Source organism: Paracoccus sp. BR5-17, from assembly GCF_055693925.1.
This window is the reverse complement of record NZ_JBVFUV010000003.1, coordinates 461690-479019: the sequence shown is the minus strand read 5'-3', so window position 1 is coordinate 479019 and position 17330 is coordinate 461690. Positions and strand designations below refer to the sequence as shown.

21 protein-coding genes are annotated in these 17330 nt (G+C 68.9%); 8 read left to right on the top strand and 13 right to left on the bottom strand.

Annotation, left to right across the window (positions count from 1 at the left end; translation table 11 throughout):
- The first annotated feature begins 28 nt into the window (after window positions 1-28).
- The 4 genes from rfbC to rfbA are packed head-to-tail and all read left to right on the top strand — an operon-like array spanning window position 29 to window position 3355.
- On the top strand, window positions 29-589 hold the full coding sequence (gene rfbC, locus ACZ1HC_RS03635; protein ID WP_472698803.1) for a dTDP-4-dehydrorhamnose 3,5-epimerase: 561 nt from the start codon (window positions 29-31) through the stop codon (window positions 587-589).
- Complete coding sequence (gene rfbB, locus ACZ1HC_RS03630) at window positions 586-1626, top strand: dTDP-glucose 4,6-dehydratase (protein ID WP_472698802.1); 1041 nt, start codon at window positions 586-588, stop codon at window positions 1624-1626. Before rfbC ends, rfbB begins: the two co-directional genes overlap by 4 nt.
- Entirely contained in the window at window positions 1623-2480 is an 858-nt protein-coding gene (rfbD, locus tag ACZ1HC_RS03625) for a dTDP-4-dehydrorhamnose reductase (protein ID WP_472698801.1), read from the top strand. Before rfbB ends, rfbD begins: the two co-directional genes overlap by 4 nt.
- On the top strand, window positions 2477-3355 hold the full coding sequence (gene rfbA / locus ACZ1HC_RS03620) for a glucose-1-phosphate thymidylyltransferase RfbA (protein WP_472698800.1): 879 nt from the start codon (window positions 2477-2479) through the stop codon (window positions 3353-3355). Before rfbD ends, rfbA begins: the two co-directional genes overlap by 4 nt.
- Here rfbA and ACZ1HC_RS03615 read toward each other — a convergent pair.
- Genes ACZ1HC_RS03615 through ACZ1HC_RS03570 form a run of 10 tightly spaced genes read right to left on the bottom strand, consistent with a single transcriptional unit; the run spans window position 3325 to window position 8964 of the window.
- A complete protein-coding gene (locus ACZ1HC_RS03615) occupies window positions 3325-4296 on the bottom strand; it encodes a glycosyltransferase (protein WP_472698799.1) in 972 nt (323 codons plus the stop codon). The genes rfbA and ACZ1HC_RS03615 overlap by 31 nt on opposite strands.
- A gap of 60 nt (window positions 4297-4356) precedes the next feature.
- Entirely contained in the window at window positions 4357-4938 is a 582-nt protein-coding gene (locus ACZ1HC_RS03610) for a hypothetical protein (RefSeq protein WP_472698798.1), read from the bottom strand.
- A gap of 9 nt (window positions 4939-4947) precedes the next feature.
- A complete protein-coding gene (gene flgH / locus ACZ1HC_RS03605) occupies window positions 4948-5673 on the bottom strand; it encodes a flagellar basal body L-ring protein FlgH (RefSeq protein ID WP_472698797.1) in 726 nt (241 codons plus the stop codon).
- Window positions 5674-5687: 14 nt separating this feature from the next.
- Window positions 5688-6101, bottom strand: coding sequence for a flagellar basal body P-ring formation chaperone FlgA (gene flgA, locus ACZ1HC_RS03600; RefSeq protein WP_472698796.1), 414 nt, complete (start codon window positions 6099-6101; stop codon window positions 5688-5690).
- A complete protein-coding gene (gene flgG, locus ACZ1HC_RS03595; RefSeq protein WP_472698795.1) occupies window positions 6101-6886 on the bottom strand; it encodes a flagellar basal-body rod protein FlgG in 786 nt (261 codons plus the stop codon). The genes flgA and flgG overlap by 1 nt, the downstream gene beginning before the upstream one ends.
- A gap of 11 nt (window positions 6887-6897) precedes the next feature.
- Window positions 6898-7614 carry a flagellar hook-basal body complex protein gene (locus ACZ1HC_RS03590; RefSeq protein ID WP_472698794.1) on the bottom strand — a complete coding sequence of 239 codons (717 nt, stop codon included), beginning with the start codon at window positions 7612-7614 and terminating at the stop codon, window positions 6898-6900.
- A 4-nt stretch (window positions 7615-7618) separates the two neighbouring features.
- The gene (locus ACZ1HC_RS03585; protein WP_472698793.1) at window positions 7619-7885 is read right to left on the bottom strand and encodes a flagellar biosynthetic protein FliQ; all 267 of its coding nucleotides are present in this window, start codon (window positions 7883-7885) and stop codon (window positions 7619-7621) included.
- Between the two features lie 3 nt (window positions 7886-7888).
- Window positions 7889-8173, bottom strand: a complete 285-nt coding sequence (gene fliE / locus ACZ1HC_RS03580; RefSeq protein ID WP_472698792.1) for a flagellar hook-basal body complex protein FliE — start codon at window positions 8171-8173, stop codon at window positions 7889-7891.
- A 12-nt stretch (window positions 8174-8185) separates the two neighbouring features.
- Window positions 8186-8578, bottom strand: a complete 393-nt coding sequence (gene flgC / locus ACZ1HC_RS03575) for a flagellar basal body rod protein FlgC (protein ID WP_472698791.1) — start codon at window positions 8576-8578, stop codon at window positions 8186-8188.
- Window positions 8578-8964, bottom strand: a complete 387-nt coding sequence (locus tag ACZ1HC_RS03570; RefSeq protein WP_472698790.1) for a FlgB family protein — start codon at window positions 8962-8964, stop codon at window positions 8578-8580. Before ACZ1HC_RS03570 ends, flgC begins: the two co-directional genes overlap by 1 nt.
- A 76-nt stretch (window positions 8965-9040) precedes the next feature.
- Between ACZ1HC_RS03570 and ACZ1HC_RS03565 the strand changes: the two genes are divergently transcribed.
- Window positions 9041-10384: a FliI/YscN family ATPase gene (locus ACZ1HC_RS03565; protein ID WP_472698789.1), complete on the top strand. Its 1344-nt coding sequence runs from the start codon at window positions 9041-9043 to the stop codon at window positions 10382-10384.
- Between the two features lie 107 nt (window positions 10385-10491).
- Complete coding sequence (locus ACZ1HC_RS03560; protein ID WP_472698788.1) at window positions 10492-11223, top strand: Crp/Fnr family transcriptional regulator; 732 nt, start codon at window positions 10492-10494, stop codon at window positions 11221-11223.
- On the opposite strand, the gene ACZ1HC_RS03555 is transcribed toward ACZ1HC_RS03560, so the two are convergent.
- The 3 genes from ACZ1HC_RS03555 to ACZ1HC_RS03545 all read right to left on the bottom strand — a co-directional run bounded on the left by ACZ1HC_RS03555 (window position 11224) and on the right by ACZ1HC_RS03545 (window position 14200).
- Window positions 11224-11721 carry an extensin-like domain-containing protein gene (locus ACZ1HC_RS03555; RefSeq protein ID WP_472698787.1) on the bottom strand — a complete coding sequence of 166 codons (498 nt, stop codon included), beginning with the start codon at window positions 11719-11721 and terminating at the stop codon, window positions 11224-11226.
- Window positions 11722-12040: 319 nt separating this feature from the next.
- Window positions 12041-13327 (bottom strand): L,D-transpeptidase family protein, encoded by a 1287-nt coding sequence (locus ACZ1HC_RS03550; protein ID WP_472698786.1) that lies wholly within the window; start codon window positions 13325-13327, stop codon window positions 12041-12043.
- A 117-nt stretch (window positions 13328-13444) separates the two neighbouring features.
- Window positions 13445-14200 carry a GntR family transcriptional regulator gene (locus ACZ1HC_RS03545; RefSeq protein WP_472698785.1) on the bottom strand — a complete coding sequence of 252 codons (756 nt, stop codon included), beginning with the start codon at window positions 14198-14200 and terminating at the stop codon, window positions 13445-13447.
- Between the two features lie 192 nt (window positions 14201-14392).
- On the opposite strand from ACZ1HC_RS03545, the gene ACZ1HC_RS03540 reads away from it, so the two are divergent.
- Both ACZ1HC_RS03540 and ACZ1HC_RS03535 read left to right on the top strand, forming a co-directional pair.
- Entirely contained in the window at window positions 14393-15595 is a 1203-nt protein-coding gene (locus ACZ1HC_RS03540; RefSeq protein WP_472698784.1) for an MFS transporter, read from the top strand.
- Window positions 15592-17313, top strand: coding sequence for a glycosyl transferase family 90 (locus tag ACZ1HC_RS03535; protein ID WP_472698783.1), 1722 nt, complete (start codon window positions 15592-15594; stop codon window positions 17311-17313). The genes ACZ1HC_RS03540 and ACZ1HC_RS03535 overlap by 4 nt, the downstream gene beginning before the upstream one ends.
- Window positions 17314-17330: the final 17 nt, after the last annotated feature.

Genomic DNA, 17330 nt, shown 5'->3' with positions numbered 1-17330 from the left:
GCAAGATTTCGAGTTTTGCGTTGATCCGATGCTGATAGAAACCGCTGCCATTCCCGATCTGCTGATCCTGACGCCTGCGCGCTTCGGCGACGAGCGGGGCTTCTTTTCGGAAACCTGGAACCGCAGGACACTGGTCGATGCCGGGGTGATCCTGCCTGATTTCGTGCAGGACAACCATTCGCTGTCGCGAGTGGCAGGAACGCTGCGGGGGCTTCATTATCAGGCGCCGCCCTTCGGGCAGGGCAAGCTGGTGCGCTGTGCCCGCGGCGCGCTTCTGGACGTTGCCGTGGATGCACGCCGGGGAAGCCCGACCTATGGGCAATGGGTTGCGGTGGAACTGTCCTTCGAGAACGGACGGCAGCTCTGGATCCCCGAGGGCTTCCTGCACGGTTTCGTGACCCGCGAACCCGACACCGAGATCGTCTACAAATGCACCGCCCCTTATGATCGCGCCAGCGACGGCGCGGTGCGCTGGGACAGCCTGGGGATCGCTTGGGGCGTCTCTGATCCGCTGCTGTCGGAGAAGGATCGCACTGCTCCGACCTTCGCGGACTGGTCGTCGCCGTTCGAATACAGGGAGGCGGCATGAAGATCCTGGTAACCGGGGGCGCCGGGTTCATCGGCTCGGCGGTGGTTCGGCTGGCTGTGTCGCGGGGCCACGAGGTGGTCAATCTCGATGCGCTGACCTATGCGGCCAATCTTGCCAATGTGGCCCAGGTGGCTGGCAGTCCTCTTTACCGGTTCGAACAGGTCGATATCCGCCACCGGCCGGCCCTGGACCGTGTCCTTGCCACCCACCGCCCCGATGCGGTGATGCATCTGGCGGCGGAAAGCCATGTCGATCGCTCGATCGACGCGCCTGACGCCTTCGTGCAGACCAACGTCGTGGGCACCTTCAACATGCTGGAAGCGGCGCGCGGCTACTGGATCGCGCGGGGCAGGCCTGCGGGCTTTCGCTTTCACCACATCTCGACCGACGAGGTGTTCGGCTCTCTGGGCGAGACCGGGCAGTTCACCGAGGCCACGCCCTATGATCCGCGCAGCCCCTATTCCGCCAGCAAGGCGGGATCGGACCACCTGGTGCGCGCCTGGCACGAAACCTACGGCCTGCCGGTGGTGCTGACCAATTGTTCCAACAACTATGGCCCCTATCACTTCCCCGAGAAGCTGGTCCCGGTGGTGATCCTCAAGGCGCTCGCAGGCGAACCGATCCCCGTCTATGGCGACGGCGGACACGTACGCGACTGGCTTTACGTCGAGGATCATGCGGATGCGCTTCTGCTGGTTGTGGAAAAGGGCCGGCCGGGCCGCAGCTACAACATCGGCGGCGAGAACGAGGCCACGAACATCGACCTGGTCCGCACCATCTGCGCGCACATGGACGACCTGCACCCCGAAGGCGCGCCCCATGCGCGGCTGATCTCCTTCGTGGCCGACCGACCGGGCCATGACCGCCGCTATGCCATAGACCCCACCCGCATCCGCACCGAACTGGGCTGGCGGCCCTCGGTCACGGTTGCGGAAGGGCTGCGCCGGACCGTCGAATGGTATCTGCAGAACCGCGACTGGTGGCAGCCGCTTCTGGGCCGCGACGGCGTGGGTCGCCGCCTGGGCCACGGCCGATGACCGGTCTGCTGGTTCTGGGGCGGTCGGGGCAACTTGCCCAAGCCCTGGCGCGGCTGGCGGAGGGGGCGACGTTCTGGGGCCGCGCCGAAGCCGACCTGTCCGATCCCCGCGCCGTCGCCGAACGCATCCTGGCACTGCGGCCCGCGGCGATCATCAACGCCTCGGCCTATACCGCCGTCGATCGCGCGGAGGCCGAGGTCGAGGCCGCGGCCACCCTGAACGCCGCGGCGCCCGGCTTCATTGCCCGCGCCGCGGCCGATCTGGGGGTGCCGGTGCTGCATGTTTCGACCGATTACGTCTTCGACGGCTCGGGCGATCAGCCGCGGGCAGAGGACGCCGTGACGGCACCCTTGGGCGTCTATGGGCGGACCAAGCTGGAGGGCGAGGCGCAGGTGGCCTCGGCCGGCGGACAGTGGGCGGTGATCCGGACTTCCTGGGTATTTTCCGCCGACGGCACGAATTTCGTGAAGACGATGCTGCGGCTTGGGGGCCAGCGCGACGAAATAGCCGTGGTGACGGACCAGGTCGGGGGTCCGACCGCAGCAGCCCGCATCGCGGCGGCGCTGCTGGACATCGCCCGGCAGATGCAGGCCGATCCGGCCAAGGGCGGACTTTATCATTTCAGCGGAGCGCCCGATGTCAGCTGGGCCGGTTTCGCCCGCGCGATCTTCGACCGCGCCGGCCTGGCCTGCAGGGTGCGCGAGATCCCCAGCAGCGACTATCCGACGCCGGCCCGGCGTCCCGCCAATTCGCGGCTGGACTGTTCGCGGATCGCGCGCGATTTTGACATTGCCCGCCCCGACTGGCGGGCCGACCTGGACCAGGTCCTGAAGCAACTGGGGTATCCGAAATGACGGCACGCAAGGGCATCGTTCTGGCGGGCGGGTCGGGCACGCGCCTTTACCCGATCACCATGGGCGTCTCGAAGCAGCTTCTGCCGCTTTACGACAAGCCGATGATCTATTACCCCATCAGCGTGCTGATGCTGGCCGGCATCCGCGAGATCGCCATCATCACCACGCCCGAGGACCAGGCCCAGTTCCAGCGGCTGCTGGGCAGCGGCGCGCAATGGGGGCTACATTTCGACTGGATCATCCAGCCTTCGCCGGACGGGCTGGCGCAAGCCTATATCCTGGCCGAAGATTTCCTGGCTGGCGCGCCTTCCGCCATGGTGCTGGGCGACAACATCTTTTTCGGCCACGGCCTGCCCGAGCTGCTGAAGGCGGCGGACGGGCGGACCAGCGGCGGCACGGTCTTCGGCTATCGGGTGGCCGACCCCGAACGCTACGGCGTGGTGGACTTCCTGGCGGACGGCCGGGTGCGCGCGATCATCGAAAAGCCGGAACAGCCGCCCTCGAACTTCGCGGTGACGGGGCTTTATTTCCTGGACGGCAGCGCCCCCGACCGCGCCAGGCAGGTCCAGCCTTCGGCGCGCGGCGAACTCGAGATCACCACGCTGCTGGAGAGCTATCTGCACGAGGGCAGCCTGACGGTCGAAAAGATGGGCCGCGGCTTTGCCTGGCTGGACACCGGGACCCACGGCAGCCTGCTGGATGCCGGCAACTTCGTGCGGACCCTGGAAAAGCGGCAGGGCCTGCAGACCGGCTGCCCCGAGGAAATCGCTTATGAGGCCGGCTGGATCACCGAGGATGCCCTACGCGAACAGGCCCGCAGGTTTTCCAAGAATGCCTACGGACGCTACCTGATGGGATTGCTGGGGCCTCGCTGACGCAGCCGGCCCGCAAGCGCCGCCGCAAGCAGCGCCGCAGTCCCCGCCCGCGTCTGGCGATAGAGCCCGAGCCGGACCATGCCGGCCGCCGCCGCCGGACCGGGCCTGTGCAGCAGCGCCCCGAAACGGTCGAGGATCGGGCGGTTTTCCGGCCGGAGTTCCAGGCGCACGGCATCCAGCGCGGCGTGATGTGCCCGCAGCCAGCCGCCGTATTCTCCGGCCAGCAGCCTGCTGATGCGCTGCGACAGCGCGGCGACGGTATCGTTGCGGCCCATCACGCTGTGAGGGTGCTGGCGGTAGAACAGGGCCGGGCGCGGGTCGTGGATCAGCGCCGCCCCCGCGCCTGCGGTGATCTGATAGGCCCACCAGTCGTGGGCCTCGATGCCGTGCTGCTGTGCCGGCCCGACGCAGCGCCGCAGGATCGCCGCGGCCTGGCCGTTGAAGACCGAGGTGTTGCCGGCCATGATCGCCTGCACGAGGGCGTTCCTGAAGCCCAGCGGGCGGCGGAAGTGCCGCGACGGGGCCAGTGGCCTCAGCTGAGGATCGGTGATGACGGTGCGGGCGGCGTAATGGGCGGGGCCTTCCAGGAGCGACAGCGCCGCCAGGGCGCGGGCCAGCTTGTCGGGGAACCAGACATCGTCCTGGTCTGAAAAGGCCAGGGGACCATCCGGGGCGACCGACAGCAGGTGCAGGAAGTTCTGCGTCGCTCCGCGGCCGGGCCCCCGCACGAGGGACACCTGGCCCGCCGGGCGCGAGGCCGCGAAATCAGCCACGATGCGCGGCGTTCCGTCGTCCGATCCGTCGTCCGAGACGATCAGCCGCCATTGCCGGTGGGTCTGCGCCGCGATGCTGTCCAGTTGCGCGCGGATGAACCGCGCGCCGCGATAGCTGGCCAGCAGGATCGTCACGGTGTCGGCGTCGGTCGGGGTCTGGCGGTCCACCGGCATGTCCTTATGAGTGGGCAGGCCGCTTCTGCCCCGCCCGCCCCACCGATGCAACCGTCAGCCGGCCTGGCGCGCGATGTCCTCGATCAGCACGGCCTTGACCGGCAGGCTGGTGCTGGCCTGGGCTGCCTTTTGCAGGCGATCCCGCAAGGGGGCCAGCCGGGCCTCGGAGGTGAAGTTGCCGTCGAACCCGCCGGTGTTGGCGTGGATCAGCAATTCTCGCAGCAGGGCATCGCGCAGGCGGTGTTCCTGCTGCTTCATGGCGGACAGGTCGGCGCCCCCCGTCTCGATCGTCAGGGTCAGGATCATCACTGCGCCCATGTCGCCGTTGCGCATCAAGGGGACGAAGAACTGCGTGGGGAAGGTGAACCATCCCTCTTCGGAGACCGCGCCATCCCCATGCCCGCCGCCCCCGCCATGATCCTTGGCATCGGCGTGGCCTTCGGCCGCGGCGGGCGCGGCCGGGTCGGGCGTTGCGCCGGCGCCATGACCTTCGGCCTGCGCGGCGCCCCCCTCGGCCTGGGCGGAGGGTTCGGCGGCATGGTCGGCCCCTTCAGGGGCGGGGCGCAGCATGTCGCCCGCGGCGACGCCCCCCGCCAGGGCCAGGATCGGGATCAGCATGGGCAGGAGCTTCTTCATGGGAGCGCCTCAGTAGGGCAGGATCACGTCGGCGATCTGCTGGCCGAATCGGGGTTGCTGCACATCGGTGATCTGGCCGCGGCCGCCATAGCTGATGCGCGCGCCCGCGATGCGGTCATAGGCGATCTCGTTGCTGCGGTCGATGTCGGCGGGGCGGACGAAGCCGCTGACGGTCAGCTCGCGCAGCTCATAGTTCACGCGGACCTCCTGGGTGCCCTCGATCTGCAGGGTGCCGTTGGGCAGGGTGTCGATCACCGTGGCCGCGACGCGCAGGGTCAGCTTGTCGCGCCGGGTGATGTTGCCGCTGCCCTTGTAGGTGGATGACGATTCCGCCTCGGCCAGGTTGTCGAAGCTGGCGCCGTCGGGCAGCTTTTCGTTCAACCGCTGCGGGATGCCGATCATCTGCGGGATGCTGACGCTCTCGCCCGAGGCGCGGCTGCGGCCCGAGGTGTTGGTCATCTGCGCCTCGTCGTCGATCTCGATCACCACGGTCAGGATGTCGCCGCGCGTGGCCGCCCGCCGGTCGCTGATGAGGGAAGATGTGGTTCCCGCCCAGAGCGAGGCCGCGGCTTCCGGCCGGCCCGAATCGACCGGGATCTCCAGCGGCGGGTTGGTCATGGCGATGAATTCCTCGCTGTTGCGCGGCGAGGTCAGGCTGGGCGGCTTGCCCATGTGATCGCCCCGCGCGCAGGCGGACGCGGCAAGGACGAGGCAGAGCAGGGGAAGGGTTTTCATGGGTGGTCCTTGCGTTATTTTACGGCCAGAAGGCTGCCGTCGGGCTGGACGACGGCGCTGATCGTGGCGCGCGATTCGATGTTCATGACCCGGATCACGTCCCCTGCCGCGCCCTCGGACAGGGTCCGGGCGGTGGTGACGATCCGCAGCGTGCCCCGCTGGAAGACCAGCGGATGCATCTGGTTGCGCCCGATCAGCCTGGGCGGCTGCAGCAGCGAGGCCTGCAGCGGGCGGCCTTCGCGGATGGTGATGCGGGTCTGCAACCCGATCGCTTGCGAGGGATCGGACAGGCCGGGACGGTCGCCGTCGATGGCGCGGATATCGGCGGCAGTGATGATCGTGCCCGCGGGAAGCGTCCGGGCCGCGGCAAGCACCGCCGCCGAGGCAGGCAGAGGCGCAAGGGCCAAAAGAAGCGCCAGCCACCGCATCAGCGCACCTGCGTGGTGGCCGCCAGCATCTGGTCGGCTGCGGTGATGACCTTGGCGTTCAGCTCGTATCCCCGCTGCGCCTTGATCAGTTCGGTGATCTCGCGCACCGAGTCCACGGAACTGTCCTCCAGATAGCCCTGCCGCAGCGTGCCCAAGCCCTCCTGACCCGGCGTCGTCACCTGCGGCGTGCCCGAGGCCGCGGTTTCCAGGAACAGGTTCGAGCCGATCGCCTCGAGGCCCTTTTCGTTGGAAAACCCCGCGAGGGTCAGCTGTCCCAGCAGTTCCGGTTCGACCTGGTCGTTGAAATAGGCATAGACCTCGCCCGCGGCGTTGATGGAAATGGTGCGCGCGTCGTCGGGGATGGTGATCCCCGGCGCCACCGCATAGCCGTCCGAGGTGACGATCAGCCCGTCCGGCGACCGCTTCAGCCCGCCGTCGCGCGTATAGGCCGAGATGCCGGACGGCAGCGTCACCTCGAGATAGCCGTCGCCGTCGATGGCAAGGTCCAGATCGCCGCCGGTCTGGGTCAGCGCGCCCTGCTGCAGGTTGATGCTGACGGCGGTGGGGCGCACGCCCAGCCCCAGCTGCACCCCGGCCGGGATGACGGTGCCGTCGGCGGCGGTCACGGTGCCCGGGCGGGTGGCCTGCTGGTAGTGCAGGTCCGCGAATTCGGCGCGTCGGGCGTTGTAGCCGGTGGTGGACATGTTGGCGAGGTTGTTCGAAATGACCTCGACCCGGGTCTGCTGGGCGCTCATGCCGGTGGCGGCGATCTGCAGGGCTCTCATGGCTGGTCCTTTCAGCGGGTCATGCCGGCGATCGCGCTGCGGATGCGCTGATCTTCGCGGTCGAGGAAGGATTGGCCCAGTTCGTATGCACGCTGGACCTCGATCATGCGGGTGATCTCGAAGACGGAATCGACGTTGGATTCTTCCAGGAAGCCTTGCCGGATGCGGGCGTCCTCGACGGGTTCGGGGGCCGCGTCGGTGGTAAAGGACGTGCCGCCCTGGTGGGTCAGCTGCGCGTCGTCGGGGGCGCCGAAGATGCCGATCTTGCCGAACGCCACGCCGTTGGCGGACATCGTGCCGTCGGCGCCCACGGCGACGCCGCTGGCGCCTGCCGGGACCACAATGGGGGCCATCCCCTCGTCCAGCAGGCGGAAGCCGTCGGCGGTCATCAGCTCGCCCTCGGCCGAGGGCAGGAAGGCGCCCGCCCGGGTCAGGCGGTTGCCGTCCGGCGTCTCGACCATGAAGAAGCCCTCGCCCTCGATGGCCAGGTCGTAGTTGCCGTTGGTCTGCGTCAGCACCCCCTGGTCCAGATCCAGCAGGCGGCCGCGGGCATGGGCCATCGACAGCGTGTCGCCGCTGCGGTCCAGAGCCGACAGATGTTCGGCGAAGATCACCCCCTCGCGGCGAAAGCCGGTGGTGTTGGCGTTGGCGATGTTGTTGGCCACGACCCGCATCTCGGCCATCAGCCCCGCCTGACGCGTCAGCGTCGCGTAGATCGCGTTGTCCATGGCGTCAGCTTCCCGCGATCAGGGGGATGATCTGGCCGATGTAGAAATCGGACAGGGCGGTGGTCATGAAGCTCATCGAGACCCAGAAGACGGCCAGCATCAGCCCGACCTTGGGCACGAAGGTCAGCGTCATCTCCTGCACCGAGGTCAGCGCCTGGAACAGGCCGATCACCACCCCGACGATCAGCGCCACCGCCAGCATCGGGGCCGAGATGCGGACCGAGATCAGCAGCGCCTGGCGCAGCATGTCGAACAGCAGCGTCTCGTCCATGGCCTACACCGGCATCCGCAGGATTTCCTGATAGGCCTCGACCACCTTGTCGCGGATCGCGACGACGGTCTCCATCGCCATCTTGGCCTCGGCGATGGTCTGGACCAGCTGGTGGGTTTCCACCTGGCCGGTCATGGCGCCGGCGGCGACCTGATCCACCTGGCCCATCTGGGCGGCGAACTCCTCGGCGGCGTTCGACAGCGCTTGGACGGCGGGGGCCTGCTGACCCGGCGCCACCGCGGTGCGGGCGGCGGAATAGGCGCTGGCGGCATTCAGACTGGTGAACATGGGCGACCCTTTCTAGCGACGCAAAAGTTCCAGAAGCGACGCGCCCATCTGGCGCGTCTGCTCGAACATCTTCAGATTGGCTTCATAGCTGCGGCCCGCCTCGCGGCTGTCGGCGATCTCGATCACCAGATCGACGTTCGACCCCAGGTAGTATCCTTCCTCGTCCGCGAGGGGATGCGAGGGGTCGTAGATGCGGGGCAGTTCGGACCGGTCCAGCCGCAGCTTCGATGCCTCGACCTCGCCGCTGGGGCGGCCGAAGCGCACCGCTTCCTCGAAGGTGACCAGCTTGCGGCGATAGCCGGGCGTGTCGGCGTTGGCGATGTTTTCGGCCGTGTGGCGCAGGCGTTCGCCCTGCGCGCGCATTCCCGAGGCGGCCAAATGCAGGGCAGAGAGCGGACGGTCCATCACGCCCTCCGCCCGATGCTGATGCGCATCAGGTCAAGCGCCGAACTGTAGATGCCCAGGGACAGGTCGTGGCCGCGCTTGACCTCGGCCGCCTTCAGCATCTCCTCCTCGAGCGAGACCGAGTTACCGTTGGGCGACGCCCCGGTTTCGTCAACCGTCTGGCGGGTGGCGGGCGACCATTCCGGCAGGCCCAGGTGGCGCGGGTCGGTGGTCCGCAGCGGGGACAGGGTCGCGTCGCGGTAGCTGTCGGCAAAGCTGGCGGTGTCGGCCGCCTTGAAGCCGGGCGTGTCGGCATTGGCGATGTTGCGGGTGACGACAAGATGCCGCTGGCTGGCATGGGCGCCCAGGGCACGGGCCATGCGCATCATTTCGATCTTTTCAAACATGAGGCTTCTCCTCATTGGCGATAACCCGGTCTTAACCCCGATCTGTTTAGAAACCGTTTGCGGCTGGAAAAAACGGATGACGGACATGGATCACCTGACCTCGATCGCGGCACGGATCGGCGATCTGCGCTTGACGCGCCACTTTGGCCGGGTGCATTCGATGCAGGCCGGCATGATCCGGGTCGAGGGGCTGAACAGCCACGCCTCGGTGGGGGACAGGGTGCTGATCGCGCTGCAGAAAAGCCAGGTGTCGGGCGAGATCGTCGGGCTGGCCCCGCGCCACGCGGACGTGCTGCCGGAAGGCGATGCCGAGGGGCTTTCGGTCGGAGCCGAGGTCGAGTTGCTGTTCGCCCCCACCATCGCCCCCTGCGATGCCTGGATCGGGCGAATCATCGACCCGCTGGGTCAGCCCCTGGACGGCCGGCCGCTGCCCTCGGGGCTGGAGCCGCTGCCCTTTCGCCGCGAGGCCCCGCCCGCGGTGCGGCGCAAGCGGCTGGGGGCGCGACTGGCCACGGGGTTTGCGGTATTCGACACGCTGCTGCCCGTGGTGAGGGGTCAGCGGATCGGCCTGTTCGCCGGGTCGGGCGTGGGCAAGTCGACGCTGTTGTCTGGGCTTGCCAAGGGCGTGCAGGCCGATGTCGTGGTGATCGCGATGATCGGCGAGCGCGGCCGGGAACTGCGCGAGTTCGTCGAGAAGACCCTGGGTCCCGAAGGCATGGCCCGGGCGGTGATCGTCGCCGCGACCTCGGACCGGTCGCCGCTGATCCGGCGGCGCTGCGCCTGGGCCGCGATGGCGGTGGCGGAACATTTCCGCGACCAGGGACGCCACGTGCTGTTTCTGGCCGATTCGATCACCCGCTTCGCGGAGGCGCATCGCGAGATCGCCCTGGCGGCGGGCGAGCCGGCCAGCTATCGCGGCTTTCCGCCCTCTGTCTCGAATCTCATCATGGCCCTGGCCGAGCGGTCGGGGCCGGGGCTGGAAGGAACCGGGGACATCACCGGGATCTTCAGCGTGCTGGTCGCCGGGTCCGACATGGAGGAGCCCGTGGCCGACATCCTGCGAGGGACACTGGATGGTCATGTCGTGCTGGACCGGACCATCGCCGAACGCGGCCGCTTTCCGGCGATCGACGTGGTCAAGTCCGTGTCGCGTTCGCTGCCCGATGCCGCCACGGCCGAGGAGAACCGGATGATCGGCAAGGCCCGGGCGGCGCTTGGCGCCTATGCGGAATCCGAACTGATGATCCGGGCCGGCCTTTACGCGCCGGGGGCCGATCCGCGCCTGGACGAGGCCGTGAAGCTGTTTCCGCAACTGGACGATCTCGTGACCCGGCGCACCGCTGGAGTCGTCGAGAGTTTTCAGGAACTTGCGGCAGCGCTGCGGGTTCAGGGCCAGATGCGCCAACCCGCACGGGGATAGCCGTGGCATGGTCCCAGGCCGCTTAATGAATGTTATAGAACGGCGTTGTCGGATTGCGTCGCGGGGCGCGATTTGCAACTGTCCCTCGCCCGAGAAAGAGGACGGAATTGGCGATCACCGAGTATTTTGTCCGCTATCTTGAACAGCGCGACGAACTTTCGCCGCAGGAACTCGCACGCCTGAGGGCCATCAGGACGGAACATGCCAGCTTCGCGGCGGGCGAGGTGATCGTGCCGGCAGGCACCTCTCCGACCCGCAGCTGCATGATGCTGCGCGGCATCGCCGCGCGGTCGAACCGGCTGGTGGGGCGGCCCGACCACCGGGTGATCACCGCCCTGCAGGTTCCCGGGGATTTCGTCGATCTGCACGCCTTCGTCCTGGCGGGGCTTGACCATTCCATCATCGCCGTCGGTCCGGTCGAGGTGGAATTCGTCGGCCATGAGGAACTGGTCGAGATCACCCAGAACTTTCCGCATCTGACCCGGCTGCTGTGGATGGCGACGCTGATCGAATCGTCCATCCACCGGCAATGGCTGGTGGCCGCGGCCTCGCTGCGGTCGAGCGCGCATCTGGCCCATCTGCTGTGCGAGATCTATACCCGGCTGAAGGCCGTCGGCGCGGCCTCCGGCTGGCAGTTCCAGTTGCCGCTGCTGCAGCGCGAACTGGCCGACATCCTGGGATATTCGCCAATCCACGTGAATCGCGCGGTCAGGGATCTGCGCGACCGGGGGCTGATCCGCTGGACCGGGCCCGACATCAGCATCGTGGACTGGAAGGGGCTTGCGACGCTGGCGCGGTTCGACCCGTCCTATCTGGACCTGGAACGGGTGCGGCGCTGATCACTGGCACAGCCGCCAGCCGCCGCGCCGTTCGGCAAGGTCCAGGTGCAGGTGGTCGGAATGCGCCTCGTTCGATCCCGGACCCAGGACGGTGGTGAAATACAGGCAGCCCGCGGCGCGGGCGGTGCGCTGAAAGGCTTCGGCCAGATCGCCCGAATCCTGGCGCGGCTCGACGGGCAGGGGATCGCCGCCGTCGAAGACGAAGGCCGCGATGTCCACCGCATTGCCCAGCGCATGTTCCGACAGCGCGGGCCGGTCGGCGCCGGTCCCGACGCGCGGGCGGCAGTCATAGGTGCTGCCCAGTTGCAGCCCGGTGACCCGGGGCGCGTCTGACAGCATGGCCCCGGCGGGCCGCAGGAAGTCGCGCGCCCAGAAGCCCAGTGCGCGGGCCGTGTCGCAGCGCATCACGGCGCCCCCCTCCAGGGTCAGGTCGGGCAGGATCCGCTCTACCCGGATCGGGCGGGCGATGCCGCAGTCGGGATCCTCAGGGTCAGTCACCGGCGGCTGTTCGGCATAGACCGTGCCCAGAAGGGACAGCGCCAGCCTGCACGCGGCATAGTCCTGGTCGGTCTCGCGCAGGGTGAACCAGCGGGGCGGGGCGGGGGGCCGAAGGCCAGGGCGGCTTCCGCCGGTGCTTCGGATTGCAATCCGGCTGCGGGTCGGGGATCGGCAAGCGGTCGCCCCTGGGGTCCGGCTTCGGCGGCGGGCGGCCGTTCGGCCGGCCGGTCGAGGGGGCGGTCGGGGGGCCGGTCCTGCGCCGCGGCCAGGGCCGCCTGCAGGGTGGCAGCCATGGCCAGCAGGACCGCGCCCCGGCGCCTCACGGCTGTTCGTCCAGCGGCGGGACGACGAAGTTCCCGGACAGCGCCCCGGTCAGGGCCTCTGTCAGCGGATCGGCGGCCGGCGCCAGAGCATCCGCCTCCTCCTCGGAGGTGTTTTCATAGACGGGCTCGGCCGCGGCGCGCTTGGCGGCCAGCGGATCGGTATAGTCCAGGGGCGTGGCAGGGGTTGTCTGGGCAGGCGCGACCACGGGCGTCGCGGCCGGGGCCGGTTCGGCCGGCGCGGCGGCGGGAACGGCGCCTGTGGCCGCCGCGATGGTCATGCCCTGCGGCAGGAACTCGACCACGGTGGTGCCGATGCCGACCATGCGGGCCAGTTCCTCGGCGTCCCAGTTGGTCAGCCGCACACAGCCCATCGACTGGTTGCTGAACAGTTGCGAGGGGGTGGGCGTGCCGTGGATGCCGTAGGTCGGCTTGGACAGGCCGATCCAGACCGTGCCTACCGGCGCGTTGGGCCCGGGCGGGACCACCAGCACCTTGTCGTTGTCGCCCTGCTGGAAGTTCTTCTTCGGATCGTAGGTATAGTTCGGGTTCAGCGCCACGGTCTTCACGCTGTGCGTCCCTGACGGTGAAGGCGTGGCCGAGGATCCGATGGTGGCGGGATAATCCACCAGCAGCCTGCCGGCTCTATCGTATCCGGCCACCCGCCGGGTGTTCACATCCACCAGGATCCGCGCGACGCTGCCGCGCATCCGGTTGCCCGGGTCGATGACCTTGATGGTGGCGCCGGGCACCAGATCCACTCCGGGATTGAGAAAGCCGATGAATTTCTCGTCCATGTGGAACCGCTCTCCCAGGCGTTCGGCGACGCTGGTATGGGCCATGGCCGGCATCAGGGCCTTTTCGGCGTAATCGACGGGGATCGAATCGACCAGCCCCTCGGCGTCCTCGGCGGTGATGGTGTAATCCGTGGTCGCGGGCAGGGCGGCGAAGGATTGCAGCAGGTTCCAGACATGCGGATCCATCACCCCGTCGATGGGCAGGCCCGACCGGCGCTCGAAGGCCATGATCGCGCTCTGGCTCATGCCTCCCTTGAAGCCGTCGATCACCCCGGGCGAGATCCCCGAGCGGTCCAGCAGCACCTGTACCTTGGTCGTCAGCGCCGAACGTCCCCGCGGCAGGTCGCCGCCGCCATAGGACGCCGCCTCGATTTCCGCGGCGGTGAAGGGAATGTCGGTCTGCGCCGCTGCGGTCTGCGCCGCTGCGGGCAGGGACCACAGCGCCGCCAGGACAAGGGCAAGCGGGGCTCGCAGGGTGAATCGCGGCATCGGACTCTCCGTCGGGGTGAGCGCAGCATTCAGGGTCTTGCGCGAAATCGCCAGATAGACCGGCGGTCACATTTCGGTCAATTCCCGTTCGCCCCGAAGGATCCGGTCGGTCGCGCCCTAGTCCTCGGACACCAGGCGGTGCTGCGGCGGATAGAACTGGCGCGCGAACGAAACCGGGGTCGTGTCGGACCAGTTGGTGCGCTCGATGGTCAGGACCGCCGTGCCCTCGGCGATGCCCAGATGGCGCGCGCAGTCGCCCGAGGCGGCGTCGGCCAGAATCGAGAAGCGCCCATGCGTCAGCGCCACCTGCGAGGCCAGCCATTCATGGGCCGAGCGCTGTTCGACGTCCTGGCGCGTGAGGGGCGGCAGGACCGCAGGGTTCAGCCAGATCGCCTCGCAGCAATGCGGCTGGCCGTCGGCGGTGTACTTGGCCTTGATGAGCAGGACTTCCTGGCTGTCGGGAACCTGCAGGACCTGCGCGGCAAGCGGCGTCGGAAGCCGCCGCCCGAAGCCCGTCAGCTCGTAGGAATAGACGGCGCCCATGGCCTCGATCTCGGTGCGGACCACCGGCATGTCCAGCACCGTCCGGCGGGCCGAGGTCGCGGCGACCCGCGTGCCGACCTTGCGCCGCCGCTCGATGATGCCGCTGTCGGCCAGCTCGCGCAGGGCCCGGTTAACCGTCGCCCGCGCGCAGCCCAGGCTTCGCGCAAGCTCCTGCTCGGTCGGGATCAGCTCGCCGGGCGGCCATTCACGCGACCGGATCCGCTCCAGCACGTCGGCGCGGACGGATTGCCAGGTGTTCAGTCGCCGCCCGCCGCCCGATGCGCCCGACGTGCGCAGCGACCGGACAAGGTTGCCGGGGATCTTTGCCATGATTACATTTTACTCGGAACATATACCGGTCCAGTCTCGTGCCCCGGCACGGACAAGGGAAGCTGTCCAAATCGTCAGCCGGCAAAATCCGCCACCTTTTCCGGGGCTCGCGGCGTGGGGCCGGTCCAGCATCCGCTTGCACCTGCCTCTGCGGATGCTAATGCATGATGTGCAGATCTGCGGGGGATCCCGATGCGCGCCGAAGTCCCGACAGCCCCTCCGACGGCCGCCAGCGGCACCGTCTGGGGGATCCTCACGGCCATCAGCCTGTGCCACATGATCAACGACGTGATGCAGTCGATGCTGGCGGCGATCTATCCGCTGCTGCAGGTCGAATTCTCGCTGAGCTATGCGCAGATCGGGGTGATGACCTTCGCCTTCCAGGTCACCGCCTCGCTGTTGCAGCCGGTGATCGGCATGGCGACGGACCGGCATCCGCAGCCGCGGTCGCTGCCGTTCGGCATGGCCTCGACCTTCTGCGGGGTGCTGCTGCTGGCCTTCGCGCATCATTACGGGATGCTGCTGGCGGGGGCGATGCTGATCGGCGTGGGCTCGGCCGTCTTTCACCCCGAAAGTTCGCGCGTGGCCCGGCTGGCCTCGGGCGGGCGGTTCGGGACGGCGCAATCGCTGTTCCAGATGGGGGGCAATTTGGGACAATCGCTGGGTCCGCTGCTGGCGGCCTTCATCGTGGTGCCGCTGGGCCGTCCGGCGGTGGCCTGGTTCGCCGTGGCCGCGGCCCTGGGCGGGGCGCTGCTGTGGCACGTGGGCCACTGGGCCGAGGGGCGCCGCCGCGCCACCGCCGCGCGCCCCGACGTCGCGACGCGCCATCCGCGCGACCTGGTGATCCGGTCCATCGCCGTGCTGGCGGTCCTGACCTTTACCAAGAACATCTACACCGCCTCGATGAGCAGCTATTTCACCTTCTTCACCATCGAGAAGTTCGGGCTGTCCGCGCAGGGCGCCCAGATCATGCTGTTCCTGTTCCTGGGCGGCATGGCGGCGGGGGTCATCCTGGGCGGACTTGTGGGCGACAGGATCGGGCCGTTGCGGGTCATCTGGTTTTCCATCCTGGGGGCCTTGCCCTTCACGCTGCTGCTGCCGCATGTGGGCCTTGCGGCGACCGGGGTGCTGGCGGTGGTGATCGGGCTGATCCTGGCCTCGGCCTTCCCGGCCATCGTGGTCTTCGCGCAGGAACTGGTGCCGGGCCGCACGGGCACCATCGCCGGGCTGTTCTTCGGCTTCAGCTTCGGCATGGGCGGCATCGCCGCCGCCGCCCTGGGCGTGCTGGCCGATCTGCGCGGGATCGAGACGGTGTTCCTGCTCTGCTCGTTCCTGCCGATTTTGGGCGTCCTGACGATCCTGCTGCCGCGGCCCGGTCGGCTGACCGCCGGATGACGGCCCATCCGCCGTTCTTCCACATCAGCCCCGACGGCTGCGGTGAGGCGCGGCTGGCCGCGCTGTTTCGGCGCAACGGCCACGCCGCGGTCGGCCACGACGACGGCCGGCTGGCGGAATCCATCCTCCACGCCAAGGCCACGGGGTCAGAGCCGCTGCTGTCCTGGCGCGGGACCGTGCTGTTTGCGGGCCTCTATCGCCATGCGCCCCATTGGCGGCCGCCGCTGGAGGCGTGGCGCCACTTCGCCTGGCTGGCCGCGCGGTTTCCCGAGGCCCGCTTCATCCTGTCGCGGCGGGACCCGGAGGGCTGGATCCTCGACCGGCTGACGCGCCAGGGCGGCGCCGTCGCCCGATGCCACGCCCATCACCGTGGCTGCGACATCGCCGACCTGCCGGATCTGTGGGACCGGGACTGGCAGGATCACCAGGCCGCGGTCGAGGGCTTCTTCGGCGACGATCCCCGGCTGATCCGCATCGACCTAGACCGTGAAAGCCCGGCCGAGGTGGCGGCGCGTTTGGCCTGCCTGCTGCCGATGGACGATCCGGGCGAGGAGCCGGCCTGGTGTGCCCCTGCCGCAGCCGATCCCGGGGTCGTGGCGGCCCTGCTGACCCGGCCGCCCGCCGATCGCGTTGACCGGGCCTATGCCGAGGACGTGGCGGCCTTCTGCCTGAAAGGTGCCCGAGAGGAACAGGAACAGACCCAGGATCCGGACGCAGGACTTTCCGAGTATTTCACCCGCTGGGACGGGCGCGACGGCGTCCTTGGCCGGAACGGCGCACCCCGCCGCATCGCGGTCCTGCCCGGCCTGGGTGCGGTCGCCGCCCCCGGCCGTCCGTTCAAGGTGATCCGCGCCGAGGCCGTCATCACCGACGCGCTGCGTCTCGGCCGGGCCATGGCCCTGCGCATCGACATGGAGGATCTGCGCTGGTTCGGATCCCCGCAGGGCCACCCCCTGGCGGCTCCCGTCCTGTGCCACAACCGCCGCGCCGGCGCGTGCAACGCGGTGCTGTGGCCCTTGCCGGACCAGCACAGCATCGGCCTGCCGGGCTTCGATCCCGATGCCGCGCCGGACCCGATCGCGTGGGAGGACAAGCTGGATCGGGTCGTCTGGCGCGGCATGATCTCGGGCAGCGAGATGACGGGCGGGGTTCGTCCCGGCCCGGCCTCGCACACGATCCTGCGCGAACTGGCCCAGGCGGCAGGCGATCCCGCCCGGCGGCAGCGCGCCTGGGACCGGCTGTGCAACACCAACCGGCTGGCCTTCGTCCGCCGATGGTGGGGCCATCCCGATTTCGACCTGGGCGTGGTGATGGCCTGGGGCTTTCGCGACTTCGCCCGCGATCCGCTGCTGGCGCCCTACTGCACGCCGCGCCGGGACCGGGCGTTCTTCCACCGCTTTCGGTACCAGCTTTGCCTGACGGGCTACGACCACGGCTCGAACTTCATCGCCGCCATCGACGGCCAGTCCGTGCTGCTGGCCGAGGAGGACGGCTGGGAGGTCTTCTATTCCGGCCGCTTCCGCCCCTGGGAACATTATGTCCCGCTGGAACGCCACGGCGCCGACATCGCCGAGAAGCTGGCCTGGGCGCGCGAGCATCCCGGGCAGTGCAGGGCCATGTCCGCCGCCGCCCGGCACGAGGCCGCGCTGCTGCGCAAGCCTGCCACGCGGCGGGCGATCCTGTCAGGGATCCTCGACGGTCTGGCCGCGGCGGGCTAAGCAGGGGGCAAAGGGGC